This window comes from Nocardiopsis sp. CNS-639 (assembly GCF_000381685.1).
Taxonomy (GTDB): Bacteria; Actinomycetota; Actinomycetes; order Streptosporangiales; family Streptosporangiaceae; genus Nocardiopsis; species Nocardiopsis dassonvillei.
Map to the genome: position 1 here is coordinate 234,847 of NZ_KB906858.1, position 23,699 is coordinate 258,545.

20 protein-coding genes are annotated in these 23,699 nt (G+C 73.1%); 10 read left to right on the top strand and 10 right to left on the bottom strand.

Features of this window, described 5'->3' with window-relative positions; all coding sequences use genetic code 11:
• Positions 1-229 precede the first annotated feature (229 nt).
• Positions 230-778, top strand: a complete 549-nt coding sequence (locus G011_RS0110355; RefSeq protein ID WP_019608403.1) for a CG0192-related protein — start codon at positions 230-232, stop codon at positions 776-778.
• Positions 779-891: 113 nt separating this feature from the next.
• Positions 892-1,251 (top strand): MmcQ/YjbR family DNA-binding protein, encoded by a 360-nt coding sequence (locus G011_RS0110360; protein WP_019608404.1) that lies wholly within the window; start codon positions 892-894, stop codon positions 1,249-1,251.
• A 49-nt stretch (positions 1,252-1,300) separates the two neighbouring features.
• Here the strand turns inward: G011_RS0110360 and G011_RS0110365 are convergent, their stop codons facing one another.
• Both G011_RS0110365 and G011_RS0110370 read right to left on the bottom strand, forming a co-directional pair.
• On the bottom strand, positions 1,301-2,242 hold the full coding sequence (locus G011_RS0110365) for a VOC family protein (protein ID WP_019608405.1): 942 nt from the start codon (positions 2,240-2,242) through the stop codon (positions 1,301-1,303).
• 229 nt (positions 2,243-2,471) lie between these two features.
• The gene (locus G011_RS0110370; protein WP_019608406.1) at positions 2,472-3,068 is read right to left on the bottom strand and encodes an HD domain-containing protein; all 597 of its coding nucleotides are present in this window, start codon (positions 3,066-3,068) and stop codon (positions 2,472-2,474) included.
• Positions 3,069-3,300: 232 nt separating this feature from the next.
• Here G011_RS0110370 and G011_RS0110375 point away from each other — a divergent pair, with 232 nt between their 5' ends.
• Complete coding sequence (locus tag G011_RS0110375) at positions 3,301-4,476, top strand: FUSC family protein (RefSeq protein WP_019608407.1); 1,176 nt, start codon at positions 3,301-3,303, stop codon at positions 4,474-4,476.
• A 99-nt stretch (positions 4,477-4,575) separates the two neighbouring features.
• Here G011_RS0110375 and G011_RS0110380 read toward each other — a convergent pair whose 3' ends face one another.
• Positions 4,576-4,869 carry a SelT/SelW/SelH family protein gene (locus G011_RS0110380; protein ID WP_019608408.1) on the bottom strand — a complete coding sequence of 98 codons (294 nt, stop codon included), beginning with the start codon at positions 4,867-4,869 and terminating at the stop codon, positions 4,576-4,578.
• A 392-nt stretch (positions 4,870-5,261) separates the two neighbouring features.
• Between G011_RS0110380 and G011_RS0110385 the strand changes: the two genes are divergently transcribed.
• A complete protein-coding gene (locus tag G011_RS0110385) occupies positions 5,262-6,263 on the top strand; it encodes a glycoside hydrolase family 11 protein (protein ID WP_019608409.1) in 1,002 nt (333 codons plus the stop codon).
• A 103-nt stretch (positions 6,264-6,366) separates the two neighbouring features.
• Here G011_RS0110385 and G011_RS0110390 read toward each other — a convergent pair whose 3' ends face one another.
• Both G011_RS0110390 and G011_RS0110395 read right to left on the bottom strand, forming a co-directional pair.
• A complete protein-coding gene (locus G011_RS0110390; protein WP_019608410.1) occupies positions 6,367-6,801 on the bottom strand; it encodes a hypothetical protein in 435 nt (144 codons plus the stop codon).
• A 386-nt stretch (positions 6,802-7,187) separates the two neighbouring features.
• The gene (locus G011_RS0110395) at positions 7,188-7,976 is read right to left on the bottom strand and encodes an SAM-dependent methyltransferase (protein WP_019608411.1); all 789 of its coding nucleotides are present in this window, start codon (positions 7,974-7,976) and stop codon (positions 7,188-7,190) included.
• Between the two features lie 230 nt (positions 7,977-8,206).
• Between G011_RS0110395 and G011_RS0110405 the strand changes: the two genes are divergently transcribed.
• Complete coding sequence (locus G011_RS0110405) at positions 8,207-8,584, top strand: ankyrin repeat domain-containing protein (RefSeq protein ID WP_019608412.1); 378 nt, start codon at positions 8,207-8,209, stop codon at positions 8,582-8,584.
• A gap of 184 nt (positions 8,585-8,768) precedes the next feature.
• Here the strand turns inward: G011_RS0110405 and G011_RS0110410 are convergent, their stop codons facing one another.
• From G011_RS0110410 to G011_RS0110420, 3 genes are all read right to left on the bottom strand, one after another.
• Positions 8,769-10,268, bottom strand: a complete 1,500-nt coding sequence (locus tag G011_RS0110410; protein ID WP_013153728.1) for a catalase — start codon at positions 10,266-10,268, stop codon at positions 8,769-8,771.
• Positions 10,269-10,327: 59 nt separating this feature from the next.
• A complete protein-coding gene (locus G011_RS0110415) occupies positions 10,328-10,747 on the bottom strand; it encodes a Fur family transcriptional regulator (RefSeq protein WP_013153727.1) in 420 nt (139 codons plus the stop codon).
• A 320-nt stretch (positions 10,748-11,067) separates the two neighbouring features.
• A complete protein-coding gene (locus tag G011_RS0110420) occupies positions 11,068-12,468 on the bottom strand; it encodes an acyl-CoA synthetase (RefSeq protein ID WP_019608413.1) in 1,401 nt (466 codons plus the stop codon).
• A gap of 346 nt (positions 12,469-12,814) precedes the next feature.
• Here G011_RS0110420 and G011_RS0110425 point away from each other — a divergent pair, with 346 nt between their 5' ends.
• A complete protein-coding gene (locus G011_RS0110425) occupies positions 12,815-13,861 on the top strand; it encodes a glucose 1-dehydrogenase (RefSeq protein ID WP_019608414.1) in 1,047 nt (348 codons plus the stop codon).
• 29 nt (positions 13,862-13,890) lie between these two features.
• On the opposite strand, the gene G011_RS0110430 is transcribed toward G011_RS0110425, so the two are convergent.
• Positions 13,891-14,991: an ImmA/IrrE family metallo-endopeptidase gene (locus G011_RS0110430; RefSeq protein ID WP_019608415.1), complete on the bottom strand. Its 1,101-nt coding sequence runs from the start codon at positions 14,989-14,991 to the stop codon at positions 13,891-13,893.
• 65 nt (positions 14,992-15,056) lie between these two features.
• Positions 15,057-15,725 (bottom strand): hypothetical protein, encoded by a 669-nt coding sequence (locus G011_RS0110435; RefSeq protein WP_019608416.1) that lies wholly within the window; start codon positions 15,723-15,725, stop codon positions 15,057-15,059.
• Positions 15,726-16,162: 437 nt separating this feature from the next.
• Here G011_RS0110435 and G011_RS0110440 point away from each other — a divergent pair, with 437 nt between their 5' ends.
• The 4 genes from G011_RS0110440 to G011_RS0110455 all read left to right on the top strand — a co-directional run bounded on the left by G011_RS0110440 (position 16,163) and on the right by G011_RS0110455 (position 23,474).
• Complete coding sequence (locus G011_RS0110440) at positions 16,163-17,008, top strand: alpha/beta hydrolase (protein ID WP_019608417.1); 846 nt, start codon at positions 16,163-16,165, stop codon at positions 17,006-17,008.
• Positions 17,009-17,368: 360 nt separating this feature from the next.
• On the top strand, positions 17,369-19,483 hold the full coding sequence (locus G011_RS0110445; RefSeq protein WP_019608418.1) for a WD40 repeat domain-containing serine/threonine protein kinase: 2,115 nt from the start codon (positions 17,369-17,371) through the stop codon (positions 19,481-19,483).
• Positions 19,484-19,505: 22 nt separating this feature from the next.
• A complete protein-coding gene (locus tag G011_RS0110450; protein ID WP_026338196.1) occupies positions 19,506-21,596 on the top strand; it encodes a serine/threonine-protein kinase in 2,091 nt (696 codons plus the stop codon).
• Positions 21,597-21,611: 15 nt separating this feature from the next.
• The gene (locus G011_RS0110455; protein WP_026338197.1) at positions 21,612-23,474 is read left to right on the top strand and encodes a protein kinase family protein; all 1,863 of its coding nucleotides are present in this window, start codon (positions 21,612-21,614) and stop codon (positions 23,472-23,474) included.
• Positions 23,475-23,699: the final 225 nt, after the last annotated feature.

Sequence of the window (23,699 nt, forward strand, 5' to 3'; positions counted from 1 at the left end):
AGGCGTGTCGGTCCCCCACCGGAGGGCGGACACAGCGGTCCACATGCGCCGGGTGCCCACCGCGTCCGCTGGTCGCCATGACCCCGGGGGAACGGGGTGACGGTTCGCGGTCCCGCCGGTGTGTCCCCGGGTGCCGCCCTCGGGTGCGTTCCCCCGCCCGGACGGCCGGGGGAGGGGTTCGCGGTCGGTCGGCTTCCCGCCCGAACGCGGGTGCCGGATACTGGCTCCCATGGCGATCATCTACAAGGCCGATCTCACCCCGAGCAAACCCGAGCTGATCGGCGCCTGGCTGGACGCTCAGCCGTGGGCGGGCCGGGGGCCCGGCGAGATCCTCGGCGCGTACCGGTTCGACGACCCGGAGGGCGAGGTCGGGGTGGAGGTGTTCCTGGTCCGGCGCGGGGACCGTCTGCTCCACCTGCCGCTGACCTACCGGGGCGCGCCCCTGCCCGGCCACGAGGACCACCTCGTCGGCACCCTGGAGCACTCCGTCCTGGGAACGCGCTGGGTCTACGACGGCACCGAGGACGAGGTGGCCCTCGCCTGTTTCCGGCGGGCGCTGGAGGGCGAGCAGGAGCAGGCGGAGCTGGAGGTCTGGGAGGAGGGCCGCCGCCTGGAGAACAGGTCCCAGCAGGTCGTGGTCTCCAGGGAGCCCGGCACCGGCGCCCCCCGGGGCGGGCGGGTGCTGGTCCAGCGGGTCCTGGACGGTGGGCCCGAGGGGAGCGTGCGGCTTCTCGCCCGGTGGGGCGACGAGCGGGCGGTGGTCGCGGCACTGGTCTGACCTGCGGTCCGTCCGGCCCGAGCGGGGCCCGCCACACGCGGGACCGGGCTCGGTGCCGACGGTCGGCGGCCGCCGCGTGCCGACCTGTCGGCGGTGTGTGGTTGGCTCCTCCCATGGGTGTGGAGATCGAGCGGTTCGTGCGGTTGGTGAGCGCGCTGCCGGAGTGCGAGTCCAGGGACTCGGACCAGTACACGACGTTCCGCGTGCGCGGCAGGCCCTTCGGCTACCTGTGGCCGCGCACCGCCACCGTGGGGCTCAAGCAGACCCTTCTGGAGCAGACCGCGCTGGTGGCCGAGCGGCCCGAGGTGTTCGAGGTGCAGTTCACCGCGGGCGGGTTCGGCTGGGTGGTCGTCCACCTCGACGGGATCGACCTGGACGAGCTCAGCGAACTCACCCTGGAGGCCTGGTACCTGACCGCTCCGGAGGAGCTGACCGCCGCCCCGCCGACCCCGGCGTCCCTGGTCCGGGCCTGACCCGGACCCCGGGCAGGGGTCCTTCGTCCGGCCCGGACGGCGGCCGCGGTCAGCGGTCCAGGAGCTCCTCGGCGCTGGTGCCGGGAAGGGCGACCGTGACCTGTGTGTCCCACGGGTCGCGGAGCACCACTGACCTGCCGGTGTCGGCGTGGGCCAGCTTGTGCTCCCTCAGGCGCGCGACGAGCGCGTCGAGGTCCTGGCGCGCGGGCACGGTGATCGCCACGTCGCCCAGCCCCAGGCTCGCGGCGCGCGGACCCGCGCCCGCGCTCTGCCAGGTGTTCATCGCGACGTGGTGGTGGTAGCCGCCCGCCGACGCGAACAGCGCGCCCGGGTAGGTGTCGACCGTGGTCTCGAACCCGATGGCGTCGACGTAGAAGGCCCTGGCGGTCTCGATGTCGCCGACCTGCAGGTGGACGTGTCCGACCTTGCCCGCCCGCTGCGGCCCCTCGGCGACGACCGCCTCGTCGAGGTGCGTGCGCAGGTAGTCGTTGGGGTCCAGGTACAGCGTGCCCATCCGAAGCCGCCCCTGGTCGTACCTCCAGGCCGACCGGTCCCGGTCGGTGTAGAGCTCGATGCCGTTGCCCTCGGGGTCGGTGAAGTAGAAGGCCTCGCTGACCAGGTGGTCGGAGGAGCCCACGAACCGGCTGCGCGGCTCCTGCGCCGCGCGGTAGACGGTCGCGGCGAGTGACGCCGGGTCCTCGAACAGGAACGCGGTGTGGAACAGCCCGGCCTGGCGCGGGTCGACGGCGGGCAGCCCCGGGGTGGAGACCAGCCGGACCATGGGGGTCCGGCCGCGGCCGAGCACGCGATGCACCTCGCGGCCGTGCGCCCGTTCCTCGACCGGCTCCAGGGCGAGGGCGTTCGCGTAGTAGGAGGTCATCGACTCCAGGTCGCCCACGCGCAGGGTCACGGCGTCCATGCCCGTGTCGTCGCTCAGGTTGCGCTCGTCCGGGGACGACGCCCGCGGTGTCGTCTCGGTCGTATCGGACATGGTGGTCTCCCAGTCAGTAGGTCCGAGGGGTTCGCCGGGCCTCGGAGTTCGGGGCTGCTTTGCCCGGATAACACCATCCTAGGGAAGTTTCTTCCTTGTCAAATAAATGTTGTGCGGCTCTCCCCGCCGGTCCCCGGGAAAGGGGGGTGCCGGAAAGGGGAGCGCCCGTCCACGGTCACCACCCCGTGAACGGGCGCCTCGTCCGGTCCGGCGGCCGACAGGGCCCGGCTCAGACCAGGGCGTGGCCGTGGGCGGCCACGAGCGGGGCCAGGTCGGGGACCCCGAAGCGCGTGCGCAGCTCCTTGAAGCGGGTCACCTTGTCCTCGCCGAAGCGGGCGACGGAGGCGGCGTAGGAGTCGGCGGAGAAGAACACCGGCGGGTTGCGCTTGCTGTGGAACTTGTCGGCGTACATCACCAGCTCCTCCTCGGCGGACTCGGCCACGTAGTCCCCCTCCGGAACGGGAAGCCCCTGGTCGCGGATGTCCTGCCGGGTCAGCCCCACCCCGGTGTGGTGCGAGCAGAACCGGCACAGCGCCTCGGGCAGCCCCTCCCCGGCGAGGATCTCGTGGCCGAGCACCCCGTGGCTCACGTAACGCGCGTGGTCGAGCCGCCCGGAGGAGTCGTACAGCCGGTAGACCCCGATGTCGTGCAGCAGGCACCCCGCCCGGACCAGGGCTCGGTCCAGCGCCGGGCCGGAGCGGTCGAGCAGCTGCTCGGCGACCGCGCACACGATCTCGCAGTGGGTGTGGACGAGGTCGAACGCCTCGCGTGTGGGCGCGTACCTCTCGTGCAGCGCTCGGATCTCTTCGTCACTCGGGATCACCATGTCCCCGACGGTAACCGCAACGGCGGTCGCGCCTTCCACACGGCCTCCTCCCCACCCTGGTGGGGGAGGCCGTGCCCCGGAGGAAGGGCGGTGCGGGCGGCTTCTGTCCAAGTGGCGCGGGGCTTTTGTTTTCGGAGGGTGATCATGTGATCCTCTTGGGTAGCTGTGGCGGCAGTGACTGTGTCCACGCGGGCGTGCGGAGCCCGCCGGACCCGGAGGCGTCGGGAGGGGCATGCGGTCTCTGAGCGGCCTCGTCCGCGCCGGACTGCGGTCGGCGACCCGCGCGGGCTCGGCGGCGCTGGACCGCCTGTCCGCGGACGGGGGATCGGTGGTACAGGCCACGGTCGCCGCGACCGCGGCGTGGATCATCGCGGGCGGCCTCGTCAGCGACCACTCCCCCTTCTTCGCGCCGATCGCCGCGGTCATCGCGCTCAACGCCACGGGCGGGGAGCGGGGGACCAACGCCGTACGGATGCTGATCGGCGTGGTCATCGGCATCGTCGTCGGCGAACTGGCCCTGGTCGTCACCGGCGGGGGTTACGGGGCCCTGGCCGCCGCCACCGGCGTGGCGATGGCGATCACCGTGGCCGTCGGCGCCGCCCGGCTCGTGATAGCCCAGGCGGCGGCCAGTGCGATCCTCACCGTGGCCTTCGCCGGGACCGGCAGACTCACCGACGCCCTCATCGGAGCGGGCGTGGCGCTCCTGGTGAGCCAGCTCCTGTTCCCCGCGCGCGTGGTCTCGCGGCTGCGCCGGGCCGAGGCCGCCGCGCTGGCGGAGATGGTCCGCCTGCTCGGCGCGACCGGCCGCGCGCTGGAGGAGGACGAGGACCCCTCCCTGTGGACGGTGGACCGCCTGGGCGCTCTGAGCAGGCCCATGGCCGACCTCAGCCGCGCACGCGAGAACAGCCACCGCGCGGTGCGCTGGTCCAGGGCGCGGTGGACCGACCCCGAGCCGCTGCGGTACGAGGACGAGCGGATCGACCGGCTCATCATCCTCGGGGAGAGCTGTCTGTCGCTCGCACGGACCACCGCCGCCACGGAGAGCGGCGAGCGCCGACGCCTGGCGCCGGTGGTGTGCGAGATGGCCTCCGTGCTCGACGTGCTGGCCGAGGGCCTCGGAGACCGCGCGGCGCGCCAGCGCGCGGTCGACCGGGTGCTCGGCCTGGTCGGGCCCTTCGACGAGGACGCGGTGGACGACCCCGTGACCGGGGCGGCCCACCTGTACGTGCGGATGGTCGCCACCGACATCATGCTGTTCGCCGGTCTCGAACCCGAGGGAGCCGAACGGGCACTGGCCGGAGAGGACGAACAGACGCGGGTCGCCCACCCGCCGCGCGAGCCGTGGCTGCCGTGGGCGCCCCGGGGCGGGGACCGGAGCCGACGCCGTCGGCCGTTCCGGCGCTCCTGAACCGTCCGGGTCCGGCGGCGGCCGTCGCCCGCCTCCGGGCAGCCGACACCGCCGAAGGGGCCCGTTCGCGCCGGGCGCGAACAGGCCCGACCCCGGCCCCTAGCCGTCCGAGGGCAGCTCGGAGTGCCCCAGGTGGTGTTCGGGGGCGATCCGGTCCCGGATGAGGCGCTTGAGCTCGGCGGCGTCGGTGAAGGCCGCGTCGGTCCGGCGCGACCACACGCTCTCCCCGTCCAGGCGCACCTCGAACACGCCGTTGGTGCCCGGGACGAGCGCGACCTCGCCGAGTTCGGCCTCGAACGTGGTCAGCAACTCCTGTGCCATCCAGGTGGCCCGCGGGAGCCACCGGCACCGGGTGCAGTACTCGATCTCCAGCCGCGGTTCCTTGACCTCCATGACTCCCAGCATGGCACGGGGACGGGCCCGAGAGGGAGGCCGGAGTGCATTGTCGTGGCCGGAGCGCGAAGGGGTTGCCCGCGCGTGCCGGGCCTTTGGCGCTCCCGTGGGACGGCGGCTCACCGCCCACCATGATCCGGAACCCTTCCGGAAGTAAGGGCGTTCGGTCGCGGACGCGTCACGGCTACAGGTCACCGAACAGGGCAGATGCCGTGCGGAAGGGGAAGCGCTCGGCAAGTTATCCGGAATATTCCGGAATTTATTGACAACACAGCGGAGCCGGACGGACACTGGCCCTGTGACGGGGCTCACGGTCCCCGTCGGGTCGGATCACCCCCGATCCGGTCCTCCGCACGCCTCCTGACCCCCCGATCCCCGAGGAGGAAGCACCCATGAACCATCCCCCCGCACCCCCGCGCAGCCGCGGACGAGGCCGCGCCAGAACGCTCGCCGGCCGGGTCTGCGCCGTCGCGGTCGCGCTGGTCACGACCCTGGCGCTGCTGCCCGGCACCGCCAGCGCGGCCATCACCACCAACCAGACCGGCACCCACAACGGCTACTTCTACTCCTTCTGGACCGACAGCCAGGGGACCGTCTCCATGGAGCTGGGCTCCGGCGGCAACTACACCACCTCATGGCGCAACACCGGCAACTTCGTCGCCGGCAAGGGCTGGCCCACCGGCGGGCGCAGGGCGGTGACCTACTCGGGCAGCTTCAACCCGTCCGGAAACTCCTACCTGACGCTCTACGGGTGGACAAGGAGCCCGCTCGTGGAGTACTACATCGTCGACAACTGGGGCACCTACCGGCCCACCGGAACGCACATGGGCACGGTCACCAGCGACGGCGGCACCTACGACATCTACCGGACGATGCGCTACGACGCCCCCTCCATCGACGGCATCCAGACCTTCCCCCAGTACTGGAGCGTGCGCCAGTCCAGGCGCACGGGCGGAACCATCACCTCCGGAAACCACTTCGACGCGTGGGCCCGGGCCGGAATGAACCTGGGCAACCACGACTACATGATCATGGCCACCGAGGGCTACCAGAGCAGCGGGAGCTCCAACATCACCGTGGGCTCCAGCGGCGGCGGCAACCCCGGCAACCCCGGCAACCCCGGTGGCGGCGGCTGCACCGCGACCCTGTCCGCGGGCCAGCAGTGGAGCGACCGGTACAACCTCAACGTCTCGGTCAGCGGTTCGAACGACTGGACCGTGACGATGAACGTGCCGTCCCCGGCCAGGATCAGCGCCACGTGGAACGTCGGCGCCGACTACCCCAGCTCCCAGGTGCTGACCGCCAGGCCCAACGGCAACGGCAACAACTGGGGCGTGACGATCGACCACAACGGCAACTGGACCTGGCCGACGGTCTCCTGCAACGCGAACTGATCCAGGACGCGGCCGACCTCCACCCGCGGCGCGGCGGCCGCCCCCGCCGCGCCACCCGGAGCGGCACGTGAGGGTCCCCGGCGCCGAACGGCGCCGGGGACCCTCACGTGCCGTGGAAGAGGGTGAGGTCGACCGCGGGCGCGTCCGTGTACACCACGCCCGGTTCCGGCGGGACGGGCTCGCCCGACGCGGAGTCGGTGCAGTGGGCGTCGAACATCCGCGCCTCGTCGAGGGGCACCAGGGTCCGGTCGGTGACCGTCCAGCCGCGCACCAGCGTCACGGGGACGTCCACCCCGTCGGGAAGCGTGTGGGAGATCCGGTCGGTGGGGCTGCGCAGCACCACCGCCGCGGGGGCGCCGCCGGTGAGGGCGGCGCACAGCCGCTCCACCACCGCCGGATGCTCGACGTCGAAGCCCTCCTCCCGGCGTTCGACGGACGTGGCCAGCGCGTGCCGGGTGTGCAGGGTCAGGAGGTGCTTGGTGCCGGGAAGGTCGTCGAGGAGGGCGGACAGCAGGGCGGAGGCGTGTGAGGAGAGCATGCTCTGAGTATGCGCGCGCGGACACGGCCGGATCGGGTTGTCCACAGGCCTGATCGGGGCGGATCCCGGATTTTTCGAGGGAGGCCGGTCGGAGGCCGTCCGCAGGGCGCGCGGTGCGCCGGTCGGCCTCCGGAGGGAGGCGGTCCGTGCCGCGTACCGCCCACTCCCTGGTCCTGTCCGCCGAGTACGGGACCGCCCGTTCGGCCCCGGCCCTCGAACCCCGGCCCTCGGACCCCGGTCCTCTCAGCCGGTGGCCATGGGCCCGCCCGCCCGGCCCCGCTGCCGTCCGTCCGGCTCTCCCGTCTTCCGGTGAGCGCGGGACCGCCCGGCCCCCGTTCCCCGATCGGGGTTTCTCCGGCCCGGCGCCCCCGCGCACGCGTCCGCGGTCAGGGCTTGCGCGCCACGCCGCCGTACTGGGCGACCTCCTTGGGCTCGCCCAGCTCGGTGGGCAGCGGGCGCCACAGGGACGCCGAGACCACGCCGGGCTCCAGCAGTTCCAGGCCGTCGAAGAAGCGCTCGATCTCCTCGGCGGTGCGCAGGTGGATGGGCTGGCTCGCGCCCTCGTTCCACGCCTTGGACGCCTCGATGATCTGCGGACTCGTGCTCGTGCTGTCGCACAGGGCCAGGAAACTGCCCGACGGCAGCGCGTCCACGTAGGCGCGGGCCAGGGCGTAGGTGTTCTCGTCCGCGGGGAAGTGGCCCAGGGTGCCCATGAACGTCAGCCCGATCGGCTGGGAGAAGTCCAGGTACCGGCGGGCCTGCTCCAGGAGGGGACCGGGGTCGGTCAGGTCGGCGTCGACGTACTCGGTCGAGCCCTCGGGGCTGCTGGTGAGCAGGGCGCGGGCGTGGGTCAGCACCAGGGGGTCGTTGTCGACGTAGACGACCTTGCACTCGGGCGCGGCGGCCTGGGCCGCCTCATGGGTGTTGTTGGCGGTGGGCAGGCCGGTGCCGATGTCCAGGAACTGGCGGACGCCCTCCTCCTCGACCAGGTGCGTGACCGAGCGGACGAGGAACTGCCGGTCGGCGCGGGCGACCTCCACGATCTCGGGGAAGGCCCGCGCGATCTGCTGGCCCAGCTCCCGGTCGACGGGGTAGTTGTCCTTGCCCTCCAGCCAGTAGTTCCACACGCGTGCGGAGTGGGGGACCGACGTGTCGATGGGGGGAGTGGCGGTCATGGCGTCCTCTCGGGGAAGTGGGTGTCGCGCTGCAATTGTCCTGGCCCGGTGGGCAACACCGCAACCACGAAACCCTTGCGCCACAGGGGTTTCCGGGCAACGATCCGTGCCCTCCGCCGTCCCCGCGCGGCCCCGGACCGGCCCCGTCCCGCTCCGCCCCGGCGCCTTCCGGGTTCCGCCGGGGCCGCGTGCGCGCGTTCGGCCAGGTGGAGATGTCTAGCATGGAACCCATGAACGAACTCTCCGCAGAGCAGACGGGCCGGGTCATCGCCCTGGCCATGGACCTGGCCCGGGAGGGGCGCACGGAGGAGCTGCTGGAGTTCCTCGACCACGGCCTTCCCGTGGACGCCCGCGACGAGCAGGGCAACACCCTGGTGATGCTCGCCGCCTACCACGGCCGGGAGGCTACGGTCCGCGCCCTCGTGGACCGCGGCGCCGACGTGGACCTGCGCAACGACCGGGACCAGACTCCCGTGGCCGGTGCGCTGTTCAAGGGGGAGGAGGGCATCGTGGCGCTGCTCGTCGCCGCGGGCGCCGACCTCGACGCGGGCACGCCGAGCGCCCGCGCCGCGGCCGAGATGTTCGGCCGCTCCCACCTGCTGCCCTGATCCGCTGATCCCGACCCGGGGGCCGCGCCGCCGCGGCCCCCGGGCCCGACGGTGCCCGGCGCCCTCCGGGGCCCGGGCCCCGGAACGGGCCGAGCCGACGCGGTCGGGGCCGCGTCGGCTCGGTGGATCGGACCCGGATCCGGGGTCCTCACGCCCTCGCCCCGATCAGGGCTTCGGGCGTTGCTCAGACGGCGTCCGAGTTGGGGTCGGTCGCGGAGACCTTGCCCGCCTGGAGGGCCTCGATCGCCTTGCGCACGCCCTCACCGTAGGCCGGGTCGGCCTTGGTGCAGTTGCCGATGTGGCGCTCGATGGTGGCCTGGGAGGCGCCGTCGATCGCGCGCGCGGTGTTCTCGAACAGGCGCTGCTGCTCGTCCGCGTTCATCAGGCGGAACAGGTTGCCCGGCTGCTCGAAGTAGTTGTCGTCGTCCTCGCGGTAGTCGAACCGGTCCGCGGTCGAGCCGATGGCCTGCGACGGCTCGGCGTAGGAGGGCTGCTCCTGCCAGCGGCCGTAGGAGTTGGGCTCGATGCCGGGCACGCCGCCCTGGTTGCCGTCCACGCGCATCGTGCCGTCGCGGTGGTAGGTGTTGACCAGCTTGGCGCCGCGCGGGTAGTTCACCGGGATCTGGTGGTGGTTGACGCCCAGGCGGTAGCGGGCGGCGTCACCGTAGGAGAACAGGCGGCCCTGGAGCATGCGGTCGGGCGAGAAGCTGATGCCCGGGACCAGGTTGGCCGGGGTGAAGGCGGCCTGCTCCACGTCCGCGAAGTAGTTCTCCGGGTTGCGGTTGAGCTCGAACTCGCCGACCTCGATGAGCGGGTAGTCCTTCTTGGACCAGACCTTGGTCAGGTCGAAGGGGTGGAAGCGGTAGTCCGCCGCCTCGGCCTCGGGCATGATCTGGACGTAGAAGGTCCACTTGGGGTTGTCGCCCCGCTCGATGGCCTCGAACAGGTCACGCTGCGCGGACTCGCGGTCCCCGGCCACGACCTGGGCGGCCTCCTGGTCCGTGAGGTTCTTGATGCCCTGCTGGGTCCGGAAGTGGAACTTGGCCCAGAAGCGCTCGCCCGCCTCGTTGATGAACGAGAAGGTGTGCGAGCCGAAGCCGTGCATGTGGCGGTAGCCGTCGGGGATGCCGCGGTCCGACATCACGATGGTGACCTGGTGCAGGGCCTCAGGGAGGTTGGTCCAGAAGTCCCAGTTGTTCTCGGCCGAGCGCATGTTGGTGCGCGGGTCGCGCTTGACGGCGCGGTTGAGGTCGGGGAACTTCAGCGGGTCACGGAAGAAGAAGACCGGCGTGTTGTTGCCGACGACGTCCCAGTTGCCCTCCTCGGTGTAGAAGCGCAGGGCGAAACCGCGGATGTCGCGCTCGGCGTCGGCGGCGCCGCGCTCACCGGCGACGGTGGAGAAGCGGGCGAACATCTCGGTCTGCTTGCCGACCTCGGAGAAGATCGCGGCCTTGCTGTACCGGGTGATGTCCTGGGTGACCGTGAAGGTACCGAAGGCTCCGGAGCCCTTGGCGTGCATCCGACGCTCGGGGATGACCTCGCGGTCGAAGTGCGCGAGCTTCTCCAGGAACCACAGGTCCTGGAGCAGCATCGGGCCGCGCGGTCCGGCGGTGAGGCTGTTCTGGTTGTTGGCTACCGGGGCGCCGTTGGCCGTGGTCAGCGGCTTCGTGTTGTCCTGAGACATGAATTCCTCGGTCCTAAGGTGGGATCTTTCGGTGCCGCGGTCAGGGCACCGGGCGTGTGTCAGGCCTTCTGGCAGTCGGGGCAGATGCCCCAGTAGGTGACCTCGACCTCGTCTATGGCGAAACCGTGGTCCTGTGAACCCGTCATGCAGGGCGCGGCTCCGGTGGCGCAGTCCACGTCCGCGATCGTGCCGCAGCTGCGGCAGACCACGTGGTGGTGGTTGTCGCCCACCCTGCGCTCGTAGCGCGCGGGCGACCCCTCCGGTTCGATCCGCCTGACGAGTCCGACGTCCGTCAGAGCCTTGAGCACGTCGTACACCGCTTGTGTGGACACCGCACCGAGCTGGCCGCGGACCGCCTGGAGCACGGTGCTGGCGTCGGCGTGCGGATGAGCCCCGACCGCCTCCAGGACCGCTACCCGGGGTCGGGTCACGCGTAGCGAAGCCCCCCGGAGGAGGGCCTCGGTCTCCGTCTGGTGCATGCGCCCATTGAACCACTTTTCTGGAATGATTCCAACAAAGGGGCGCCTAACCCCGCTCCGCCCCCGCACTGCGGGCCCTGGCGGCACCCGGGAGAGCCGTCTCACCGCGCGCCAGCGGGGAGCGGAATGTCCCTTTTGTGATCTACGACGTAAAAGTGCTGCTTGGTCAGATGCCCCAAGGGGAGAGGACCCCCGCCCAGGTAGCCCGCGACCACACGCGCGCGTGGCCCCGCACCCGTCCGGACGACGGGCCCGCGGCCATCCGCGCGCACGCGTTCGCCGACCCCGCCCCGACGGGCGGGCCGCCGCCCCGCCGACACTCAGGCGGACGCGTTGCCCAGCAGCTTCTTCTGGATCTTGCCCATCGCGTTGCGCGGCAGCGTGTCCACCACACGCACCTCGCGCGGGCGCTTGTGCACCGACAGGCGCTCGGCCACGAAGTCGATCACCGCCTCGGGGGAGATGCCCTCGCCCACCAGGTAGGCCACGATCCGCTGGCCCAGGTCGTCGTCGGCCTCCCCCACCACGGCGGCCTCCATCACCCCGGGATGGCCGAGCAGCACCGCCTCGACCTCGCCCGCGCCGACCCGGTAGCCGCCGGTCTTGATCATGTCCACCGACATCCGGCCCACGATCCGGTGCCAGCCGTCCCCGTCGCGGACCGCCGCGTCGCCGGTGCGGAACCAACCGTCCCCGGTCCACGCCGCGGCCGTGGCCTCCGGCAGCCCGAGGTAACCGCCGAACAGGGTGGCGCCGCGGACCTGGAGCTCACCGACGCTCTCACCGTCGGAGGCGACGGGCTCCCGGTGCTCGCCGCGCAGCCGCGTCTCCAGACCCGGCAGCGCTGTCCCGACCCAGCCGGTGCGCCGGGGCGCGTCGGCGCGCGCCGCCACGGTGATCAGCGTCTCGGTCATCCCGTACCGCTCCACGGGGCTGTGGCCGCACGCCTCCCGCAGGCCGTCGGCCACCGTGTCGGGCAGCGGGGCGCTGCCCGAGACCAGCAGCCGCGCCCCGGACAGGGCGCGTGCGCTGTCGGGGTCGCGGGCGATCCGCGACCACACCGTCGGCACGCCGAAGAACAGGGTTCCGCGCCGAGCCCCGCGGGCCGCCTCGGCGTAGGCGGCGGGGGTGGGGCGGACGGTGTGCAGCAGCGGACTGCCCACGCGCAGGGCCCCCAGCACGCCCAGGATCAGGCCGTGCACGTGGAACAGCGGCAGACCGTGCACCAGCACGTCGTCGGGCGTCCAGTCCCAGGCGTCGGCGAGCGCGTCCAGGTCGGAGGCCACGGCCCGGCGCGGGATGAGGGCGCCCTTGGGCGGTCCGGTGGTCCCGGAGGTGTACATGACCAGCGCGGTGGACTCGGGCGGCGGTTCGGGGAGCGTGAACGAGGAGCGCTCGGCCGGGTCCACCGGGACGACGGGGAGGTCGACGTCCTCCCTCGGGGCGCCCAGCCACAGTGAGGCGCCGGAGTCGCGCACGATGTGGCGGCGCTCGGCGGTCCCCGAGTCCGCCGGGACCGGGACCACGGGCACCCCGGCCAGCAGCCCGCCGACCACCGCGACGACCGTGGACAGCGAGGCCTCGCCGTGCACGGCGACGGCGTCCGCCCCCGCCACCCGCTCGGCCACGGCGGCCGCGGCTGACCACAGTCCCTCGCGGTCCAGCCCCGCCCCGCCGACGCTCACCGCGGTCCCCTCGCCCGCGCCCGAACCCAGCAGCACCTCGCGCCCCTTCCGGTCGTGTCCTGTCCAGTCGGCCAGTACACCACAGGAGCGGCGCGGGAGCGGCCTCGGCCCGTTCACGCCCCGGTCCGGTCCCGTTCGCGCTCCGCTCCTGTCCTGCTCGGCCCTGTTCGCACCCCGGCCCGGTCGCGCCTCGTTCGGGCTGCGCCTCGTCCCGTTCGCGCCCCGCCTCGTGTGTCGGGAGCGGCGCCCGGGTACCCGCTTGGCAGAATCCCCGGGGACGGGGCGGGCGCCGGGGAGCGTTCCCGACCCCCGGTCCCGCGTCCCGGGGGCCTCGGCACCCGGTACCGGGGCCGAACACGTGCGTCAGGTGAGGGGGAGGGCCATGCGTGCTCTGACGGTGGTGCCGTCGCAGGCCGGTTCGGTGCGGGTCAGCGAGGTCGAGGCGCCCGTGCCGGGAGCGGGGGAGCTGCTCGTCGACGGCATCGCGCTGGGGATCTGCGGCACCGACCGAGAGATCGCGGACGCCGAGTACGGTGAGGCGCCGCCCGGTCACGAGCGCCTGGTCCTGGGGCACGAGTCGCTGGGCCGGGTCCGCGAGGCCCCCGACGACAGCGGCTTCTCCGCGGGCGACCTGGTGGTGGGGGTGGTGCGCAGGCCCGACCCCGTGCCGTGCGGGGCCTGTGCGCACGGGGAGTTCGACATGTGCCGCAACGGCGGGTTCACCGAGCGCGGCATCAAGCAGATCCACGGCTACGGCTCCCAGCAGTGGACGGTGGAGGCCGACTACGCGGTCCGGCTCGACCCGTCGCTGGAGCGCGTGGGCGTGCTGATGGAGCCGACCACGGTCGTGGCCAAGGCGTGGGACCAGATCGACCGGATCGGCGGCCGCGCCTGGTTCGAGCCGCGCCGCCTGCTCGTCACCGGCGCCGGGCCGATCGGCCTGCTCGCCGCCATGATCGGTGTCCAGCGCGGTCTGGACGTGCACGTGCTGGACCGGGTGGAGCACGGGGTCAAGCCCGAACTGGTGGCCGCCCTCGGGGCGACCTACCACACCGGCGGCGTCGCCGAGGTCGCGGCCACGGGCGCGCCGGACGTGGTCATCGAGGCCACCGGAGCCTCCGGTGTCATCCTCGACGCGTTGGCCCACAACGCGGCCTACGGGATCGTGTGCCTCACCGGCATCTCGTCGGGCGGGCACACGATCGACGTCGACGCCGGGGCGATCAACCGTCAGCTGGTCCTGGAGAACGACGTGCTCTTCGGGTCGGTCAACGCCAACCTGCGCCACTACGAGATGGCCGCGCGGGCGCTGGCGTGGGCCGACCACTCCTGGCTGGAGCGGATGATCACCCGGCGGCTGCCGCTGGAGCGCGCGCACGAGGCGTTCGAACCCGGCGGTGACGACGTCAAGACCGTCATCGAGCTGTGAGCGGCCGCGTCCGGCGGACTCCCGTGCGCCTACCGCCGCGTGTCGGGGACGACCCGGAGCACGGGCCTGTCGGCGGGGGCCGCCGTTCCCGACCCCGCGCCGGTGCGGGCGGTGATGGAGAGCCCGAACATCAGCGCGTGCAGTTCGGAGAGGGGGATGTGCAGCGCGGCGGCCACCGAGGCCGGGGTGCGGCCGCTGCTCCGCAGCAGGGCGAAGACCTTGGGCAGCACCTGTGAGGTCTCGCGGGCGATGCCGTCCGGTTCGGCCGAGCGGTAGCCCAGTTCGGCGAGCTGGCGGCAGGTGGAGCGGTACTGCCAGTCCGTGAGCAGCCCCACGTCGTGGAGCCGGTGGGCCAGGGCCATCGCCGACACCCGCCAGATCGCCTTGGCCTTGATGACCTGGTCGATCTGGGCGCCCGCGGGCATCCGGGCCACGACGTCGGCGCGGGGCATGAGGAAGGCGCTGGCGAACTGGTTGGCCTCGCGTTCGGCCCCGGGGCCGCTGGAGGGGCGTTCGTGGCCGTGCATGACCAGGTGGCCGAGTTCGTGCGCGGCGTCGAAGCGGCCCCGCTCGCCGCTCTTGCCGGTGTTGAGGAAGACGTAGGGCACCGCGTCGCGCCAGAAGCTGAAGGCGTCCACCTCCTGGTGCTCGGTGTCCAGGGAGAAGACCCGGATCCCGTGCGCCTCCAGCAGGTGCACCATGTTGGGGGCCGCGGTGTCGCCCAGTTCCCAGAGCGAGCGGACCATCTCCGCGGCGGCCTCGGGGGAGGGCCTGCCGTAGGTGGGGACCGAGGGCTCGGGTAGGGCGAGGTGTCGGCCGATCCAGTCGTTGAGCTCGATCGCCAGGGCGGCCTGGGAGCGCACGGCCTTCTGTTTGCGCATCGAGGTCTTGGTCCTGGCCCGGAAGGCCACGGCCTCGGAGGGGACCTCCTCGACCTCGTCGGCGGTGAAGAACGCCGCGGGGAACCCGAGCGCGCCCGCGATGGCGGCGAGCGTGTCCGCCGTGGGGACGGCGTGCGCGTTCTCGTAACCCGACAGGCTCTGCTGCGAGATCCCGCTCATCCGCGCCAACCGGGCGAGGGTGAGTCCCCTGCGCTCCCGGGCGAGCCGGATGCGTGACGGCGTGACCATGGTGTGCGGCTGCCTTGTCGTTGTCCACGGCCCGGCGGGCGCGGACCCGCCGGGCACGGTCGTCGTTAGCGGAAGTTGACGGGGACGTCGAGTCCCTCCGGCTCCTCGTCGCCCTCCGGGAGGACCACGGCCCCGATCTCCAGGGCGGGGAGCGGGACGCGCTCGTGCCACCCGGTGATGTAGCCCCGTGCGTTGGGCGGGTGGGGCCGGGACAACTCACTATGCCAGAAGACGCGGCCGTCCCCGGAGTCGTCCACACGGTGCACCAGGAGCACCCACACCTCCAGCTCCTCGCAGCCCTCGAGGGACACCTCGTTGTGCCTGGTCGGGGGTGTCTCGGGGAACAGGGCGAGCTGTTCGTGCCCGCCGCGCCCGGTGAGCAGGCGCTGGCCCTTGGGGCCGCGCGGGTGCCGGTTGCGGGGCATGGCTGCCGGGTTCGGGCTGCCGGTGCGGTGGTCGCCGCTCAGGGTCTGGATGGCGGTGGTGCGTTCGGCGTCGACCGTGAGCTCGATCTGGAGGAGACGGGCGTTGTCCCAGCCGTGGTGGAGCTTCTGCTCGTCCCGCAGCGCGGCGAGCCGCCAGCGGTGGGCGTACTGGGAGGGGGCGTCCACTCCGTGGCTCGGGGTGGCGCTGCGCCAGCCCTGCTCGCCCCGGCGCAGGGCCTTCTCCAGGATCGTCCAGGACGTTCCGATCCGGGCCAGCCGGTCGTCTCGATGGTGGGGGTCGATGAGCACAGAGCACCCTCCGGGAGTCTCAACGTGAAGAAACACTACCGCGATCGTGGTCGGAGATCTTCGGGTTCGGGTCGTGGCGCAGGGGGCTTCCCCCAGTGTGCGGACGACCGCCGACAGTCCGCGCGGGCCTCGGGGCGCGGTCGGTCGGCCCTGCGCTGTTCCGGCCCCGGAAAACCCCGTCCGTGTTCCGGGAGGGGCCGCGGAAAGCGTCGTCTTCTCGCGCGGGATCGTTTTTCCCTTTCTCTGTCCCGTTCCTTTCCTGGTCAGGTGCGCACGCCGTCACCGAGCGGAGAAGACGCAGGCCCGGAGGGCGTATCGGTGGAACCACGTGTCGTGCGCGAGGGTGTGTTGACAGCCCCTGCGGGGCGCCCGATATTCGGTGTCCAGCGCGCTGGAAGACAAACCCCGCATTTCGCGCACCCCCCAAGGAGAATGAGATGGGATCACCACTGGCACGCCGAACGGCGTCGGTCCTCCTCGGCCTGGCGACGGTCGCCGCCCTCGCCCCCGGGACGGCCGCAGCCGACCCCGTGCGGGTCCTGGGCGGGACGGGGCCCTACGACGCCGAGTACGTCACCACCCCGCGCCTGCGCGACCACACCGTCTACCGGCCCGTGGACCTGCCCGAGGGTGAGCGGTTGCCGATCGTGGCCTGGGGCAACGGCGCCTGCCGCGCCGACGGGACGTGGTTCGAGAACATCCTCACCGAGTTCGCCTCGCACGGTTTCCTGGTCATCGCCAGCGGCCGCCCCGGCGGCTTCGGCAGCACCGACCCCGAGATGCTCACCGAGGCGGTCGACTGGGCGATCGAGGAGAACGACCGCCTGTTCAGCGAGTACCGGGGCCACATCGACACCGACAGCGTCGCGATCATGGGCCAGTCCTGCGGCGGCCTGGAGACCTACGAGGTCGCCGACGACCCGCGCGTGGACACCACCGTGCTGTGGAACAGCGGCCTGCTGACCGACCGCGACAACGACCTGCTGGAGGACCTGCACGCCCCCGTCGCCTACTTCACCGGCGGCCCCGGCGACATCGCCTACGAGAACGCCCTGGACGACTACGCACGGCTGCCGCAGGGGCTGCCCGCCTTCATCGGCCACCTCGACGTCGGCCACTACGGCACCTTCGCCGAGCCCGACGGCGGGGAGTACGGACGCGTCGGCGTCGCCTGGCTGGAGTGGCGGCTCAAGGGCGACCAGCGGGCCCGCCAGGAGTTCGTCGGCGACGACTGCGGTCTGTGCTCCACCGAGTGGGACACCGACAGCAAGAACCTCGGGTAGGCCACCGGCCCCCGCGCTCCCGGACGGGCGACCGCCGTCCGGGGGCGCCGCCGGGGGCGCGGGGGCCACCCGGGCCGGGTTCCGCCCGGCCCGGGTCTTCGGGCCCTCGTCCTCCCTCGGGCGAACAGCGGGGTTCCGGCGGCTCCGTGCGGTCCGGCCGGTGGTCTGACCGGGTGGACACACCGGCCGGAGCGGCACGCGCACCCGGTTCCCGTACCGGACGCGCACGGCCCGGCACCGTGCGGAGACCGCATGTGGACACGGTCCTGTGCACAGGGTGTTCCGGGCGGTAACTTGTCCCTGCCCCGCCCCCTGAACCGGGTTCGGCGCCACCGGAACCGCGACACCGTGAGGACCCCCGTGCACCCCCTCACCCCTGACGACCCCCGCACCGTCGGGCCCCACCGGCTGCTGGCCCGCCTGGGGGCCGGCGGCATGGGCGAGGTCTACCTGGCCCGCGCCCCGGGCGGCGATCTGGTCGCCGTCAAGCTCGTCAAGGACGACCTGGCCCACGACCCCGAGTTCCGGGTCCGGTTCGCCCGCGAGGTCCGCGCCGCACGCCGGGTCCGGGGGCCCTTCACCCCGGCGGTGGTCGACGACGACACCGGCGCCGAGGTGCCGTGGATGGCCACCGAGTACGTGCCCGCCCCGACGCTCAAGGAGGCGGTGCGCGAGCACGGGCCGCTGCCGCCCGAGTCCCTGCCCGTGCTGGTGTCCGGTCTGGCCCGGGCCCTGGAGGCGGTGCACGGGGCCGGGCTGATGCACCGCGACCTCAAACCCGGCAACGTGCTGCTGTCCCCGCGCGGCCCGCAGGTGATCGACTTCGGGCTGGCGCGGGCGGTGGAGGGCACGGTGCTGACCCGCACCGGGCAGACCTTCGGCACCCCCGCCTACACCTCGCCCGAACAGATCAGGGGTCGTGACGTGTCCCCGGCGAGCGACGTGTTCTCCCTGGCCGGGACGGTGCTGTTCGCCGCCTCAGGGGAACCGCCGTTCGGGCCCGCGTCGGCCAAGGAGACCCTGCGGCGCGTCCTGTCGGAACCCCCGAACCTGTCGGCGGTCCCGGAGGGGCCGCTGCGCGACCTGCTGGCCCGCTGCCTGGCCAAGAGCCCCGAGCACCGCCCGAACACGGCCGCGGTCTTGGACGCGTTGGCCGACGTGCCCGTGCCGCGGACCGCGCACGCCTGGCTGCCCGACGGGGTGACCGGCGACGTTCACCGGCTGGGGGAGCGGCAGGCCGGGGAGCGCGCCCGCGCGGGCCGGGCCCGGTGGCGGCGGCACGCGCTGATCGCGGGGGCCGCGGCCGCCGCCCTGGTCCTGGCGGCCGGGGGCGGGTACGCGCTCACCGCGCTGCCCGGCGGCGGTGAGCCCGCGGAGGGCACGGACCCCGCGGCGGCCGGTGCCGACGCCACGGCGAACGGCACCGGTGACGGCCCGGCCGCAGGAGAGGCGGCCGGGGAGGGGACCGCCGACCCCGCCTTCGCTCCGCAGGGGTACCAGCAGAGCCTGTCGTCCGCCGACGGGGTGGCCTTCTCCCCCGACGGGGAACGGGTCTACGCCACCGGTTCGCTCTACTTCTCCGTGTGGGACTGGCGGGCGGGCGAGATCACGGCCTTCCTCGACCCCTCGCCCTCCGAGACCGACGTCAACGCCGACGGCGTGATGGCGATGGTCCACGCGGACGGGGTGGGGCCCCACCACCAGGACAGGATCGAACTCCTGCGGGACACCGACGGGACGCTGACCGAGGAGACCGTCCTGGTGTACGAGGAGCAGCGCACCAACCCCCGCAACCCCGCGCTGTCCTCCGACGGGACCCGTGTGGCGGTCGTGGCCAACGAACTGGGCCGGGACGGTATCGAGCACGTCATCCACGTGTGGGACGTCGCGGCGGGCGAACGCGCCCTCACCATCCCCCTGCTGGGGCCGGGCACGTTCAGCTACGTGTTCGACCTGGAGTTCACCGCCGACGGGGAGAGGCTCGTCGGCAGCGTCAGCGACGGCACCGAGCGGGTGCTGGGGGTCGCCGTGTGGGACGCGGACACCGGGGACTGGGTCCACTACTTCGAGGGGCCCGGGAACCTGGGATTCGTCCCGCACCCGACCGATCCGTCGGTGATGGCGCTGCTGGAGGACACCGACCGGGTCCGTCTGGTGGATCTGGACACGGGCACCACCCTGCGGGACCTGGGCCGCATCGGCGAGGACGACCCCGACGTCGAATTCTCCCTCGCGTTCTCCTCCGACGGTGAACGGCTGTACGCCGGTGTCGGGGACCCGTACGGCGTCACCGAACTGTTCGGGACGGTGTGGGACACCGGAACGGGCGAGGTCCTGCGCGACGGTGACGCCCTGCTCCCCGGACCACTGGACCCGCACCCCCGCGACGAGTTCCTGGCCGTCATCGATCTGGAGGCGGGCCAGGTGCTGGTACTGGACGGCGAGAACCTGACCGTCGTCAACGAGCTTGAGTAACCGGACTGAAACGAAAGCCCCCATGCGCGCACTCTCCCCGGACGACCCCCGCGACATCGGCCCCTACCGCCTCCGCGCCGTTCTCGGTGCGGGCGGCATGGGCCGTGTCTACCTGGGCACCGGCGCCGACGGCGCCCTCGCCGCGGTCAAGTCGGTGCGGGCGGAGTTCGCCTACGACTCCGGCTTCCGCGCGAGGTTCGCCCGGGAACTCGCCCTGGCGGGCCGCGCGCACGGGCCTTTCATCCCCCGTGTGCTGGACCACGACTCCGCCGCCCGGCTGCCGTGGATGGCGACCGAGTACGTGGCCGGGCCCACCCTGCACGACCTGGTCCGGGAGACCGGTCCGCTCCCCGAGGAGTCGGTGCGGTTCCTGCTGCGGGCGGTCGCCTCGGTGCTGGAGGACATGCACGGGAACGGGCTGGTGCACCGCGACCTCAAACCCGGCAACGTCATGGTCTCGGCGGCCGGGCCGCAGGTGATCGACTTCGGGGTCTCCCGGGCCATGGAGGAGGCCGAGAACGCCGACGCTGAGGAGACGCTGACCGCCGGAACCCCCGGCTACACCGCCCCCGAGCAGTACGAGGGTGCGGCGGCCTCCCCCGCCACGGACGTCTTCGCGCTGGCGGGCACCGCCGTGTACGCGCTCACCGGTACCGGCCCGTTCGGCGAAGGGCACCCCTCCGCCGTGGCCTACCGCATCACCCGCCTGGAACCGGACCTGGCCTCCGTCCCCGAGGACCTGCGCGGACTGCTCTCCCGGTGTCTGGCGAAGGTTCCCGGCGACCGGCCGTCGGCGGCCGGGGTACTGGAGGAACTGGGCGGCCCGGTCGATCCCGTCGAGGCGGCGCCGGACTGGCTCCCGGTGGAGGCCGCGCGGAGGGTGGAGGAGGTCGCGCAGGCGCACCGGGAGTACACCTCCCCGAACCCGCGACGCCCGGCGGCTCTCCTGCGCCGCCGGGGGCCGTGGGCGGTCGGCGCCGGCGCGGCCGCGCTGGTCCTGGCCGCGGGCGCGGGTGTGTGGGCGGTTTCGGAGCGGGGACCGGGGGCGGCCTGGCCGCCGTGGGCCGCGGAGGGCGTGCAGGAGGCCGGGACGGACGGTAGAACGGGCCCGTGTTCGCGGCCGGAGCACTTCGCGGCGGAGTACGCGGAGGCCGCCCGGGAGAGGCTGGAGATACCCGGAGAGGACAGCTACGACCTCGACATGGGCTCTTTCCCCCGTCTCGCGTTCGTGGCCGGGGGCGAACTGCTGGCCGTCTCGCATCCCACCGGGGTCGCCCTGTGGGACTGGGAGGCGGAAACGGAGGTCGCCTTCGTCGGTGAATCCCTGCCCGACTTCGGCGGCCTGCCGACGGTGAGCCCGGACGGCTGCCGCTTCGCCTACCTGTCCACCGAGGGCGGCCTGCACGTCTTCGACCTGCGCGACGGGGAGCGGACCACGTACTTCCCGGACCTGGTCAACCTCTTCGCCTACGAGCCCGTGGTGTTCTCCCCCGACGGCGGGGAGGTCACGATCGGTCCCGGGGGGACCCGCAGGATCGACCTGGAGACGGGAGTGGTCACCGACATCTGGGAGGAGATGGTCGGCTGGGCCGCCTACTCGCCGGACGGCGAGCACCTCGCCCTGAACCGGGGCGACTTCGTCGCGGTGCTGGAGACCTCGACCGGCCGCGAGGTGTTCCGCCGGGAGGGAGTCCTGGGGGCCGAACCGGGCTCGGTGGCGCTGCCCAACGACGAGGGCGACCTGCTCTACCTGTCCGCCAATCCGGAGGCGGTCGTGCACATCAACTACCTGACGGGAACCGAACCACGGCTCTTCAGCCCGGAGGGCGAGTCGCCCTACCTGTCCGAGGAACTCGTCGTGGCGCCCGGCACGGACCGGTTCCACCTGGTGCACGGCGCCAACTTCATCACCGGGTCCAGCGGACGGCGCACCACCTGGGATCTCTCCACCGGTGAGGAGGTGACGTCCGGAACGGACGGGGCGGGTGAGGCGGACAACCGGACCCTGGCGGCGCACCCGGCGGGAGAGGTGCTGGCCGTGCTGCCCCAGGAGGCGGCCACCATCCTCGTCGTCGACGCCGCGACCTCTGAAGTCCTGGCCGAACTCGGCTGATCGGAGAGGACCGGGATGCTCCCCCTGCACCCGCACGACCCGCCCGCCATCGGACCCCACCGGCTGCTCGGCAGGCTCGGCTCGGACGACACGGCCCACCGCTACGCGGGCGGGACCGGCGGCCGTGTGTCCGCCATGGTCGTGCTCCTGCGTCCCGGGCGTGCCACCGACCCGTTGTTCCGCGGCGAGTTCGCGCGCCGGGTCGAGGCCCTGCGGAAGCTGAGGAGCCCGTACGTGTGCCGGATGGTCGGCGCCGACACCCGGGGCGCGGTGCCCTGGGCCGCGTTCGCGCGCGGGGACGAGGAGACCCTCGCCGACCGCGTCGAGCGGAACGGGGGCGGCCTGCTCCCGGAGGAGTTCCCGTCCGTGGCGACGGCGCTCGCCGCCGGCCTGGCCGACCTGCACGAGGCGGGGGTGTCCGCCGGGCCGCTGCGCGCGGAGGACGTCCTGCTCTCCTCCGACGGCGCCAGGCTCGCGGGGGCGTTCTCGGCGGCGCCGTCCGGTGCGGCGGCCGAGGACGTGCGCCACTGGGCGGTCCTGGTGTCCGCCGCCGCGGGGGACGCCGGACCCCCGCTCCGGTTCCGGAAGGTGATCGACGGCTGCCTGCACCCCGATCCGGACCTGCGGCCCACTCCGCGTGAACTCGTGCGGATGCTCGCGGGGACCGGGGCGGGGCGGGAGAGCGCGACGTCCACCACCGGGCGGCGGCCCCGGAGGCGTGTGCTCGTGCCGTCGGCCGCCGGGGCCCTGGCCGTGGCGGCGGTCGCCGCCACGGCACTCGTGGTGGCACGGGACGGGTCGGCGGACCCCGCGGACGTGCCGGAGCCGGCGGTCGCCGACTGCACCGAGGCGGAGGGGTTCGCCCCAGCCCGGGAACGGGACGCCGACGACCTGGAGATCTTCTCCGACATGGTGTTCTCCCCCGACGGTGACCTGCTGGTGATGCACACCCTCCAGAACGAGATGAGCGTGTGGGACTGGAGGGAGGGCCGGGAGGTCGCCCGTCCCAGCACGGCCCTCGACAGGCTGGCGGGCTTCGGTTTCCTGCCCGAGGGGTGCGGTATCGCCGCCGTGGTCATGGAAGCGGAACCGCGACCCGGGAACGAGTACCCGGCGCCGGTGGGGCAGGGGTTCGACCTGGTCTCGGGCACGGTCACCGGGTACGGGAACGGGGGATCGACCGGTGGTACCCCCTCGGAGCCGCCTCCGGTCGTGGGCGGGATCGCGGTCTCCCCCGACGGGCTGATCGCCCTCTCCGGATCGAGTGCCGTCCCGGGTGCGGGTGTGCAGATCGTCGACAGCGCGTCGGGGAAGACCGTGAACACCATCGACAGCGACGGGGGAGACCCCGTCTTCCTCGACGAGCGGCGGTTGGCCCTGAGGAACTCCGTGGACTCCGTGGACTCCTCGGACTGGAGCGTCACGGTCTGGGACGTCCACACGGGCGAACGGCTGCACACGGTCCGTCCGGTGGCGGACGGGGCCTTCGCGCCGGTCCGGGGGACGGACCAGGTCGTCTACGTCCACGGGGGCGAGGTCATCGTGTGGGACTTCGTCGCCGGGCGCCGGGTCGACGCGTTCGACATGGAGGAGGTGGCCGAACTCCAGGAGCCCTGGATCCAGGAGGTCGTCGTGGACCCGTGGCTCGGTCGGGTGTACGTCACGTGGTGGGACTCCGATCCCGAGGACTACGGTGCGGAAGTGGAGAAGTACGGCGGGGCGTGGGACCTGGAGAGCGGGGAGAGCCTCCTCCCGGACGGGTTGGCCCCCTGGTACGTGGCTCCGCACCCGGACGGAGAGGTCGTCGCGGTGAAGACGGAGGAGGCGGGCGTGCAATTCCTCGACCCCGAGACCTGGGAGACCGTCGGGACGCTGTGAGGGCGTCGGCGCGGTTCCGGGCCGCGCGGTGCCCACACCTCCACCGGGGCGCTCAGGAAGAGGAGCGGCCCCACCGCGCAGACCCCGTACCACCCTCCCCGCGCCACCGCTTCGCGGGAGCGGAAGGCCCCGTGTCGCTCACGCGTGGCGGAGCGCGGACCCCGAGAATCGAAGGGCGCCGGTCGGTCACCCTGTGTGCTCCTACGTGTCCCAGGGTGTTCGCCG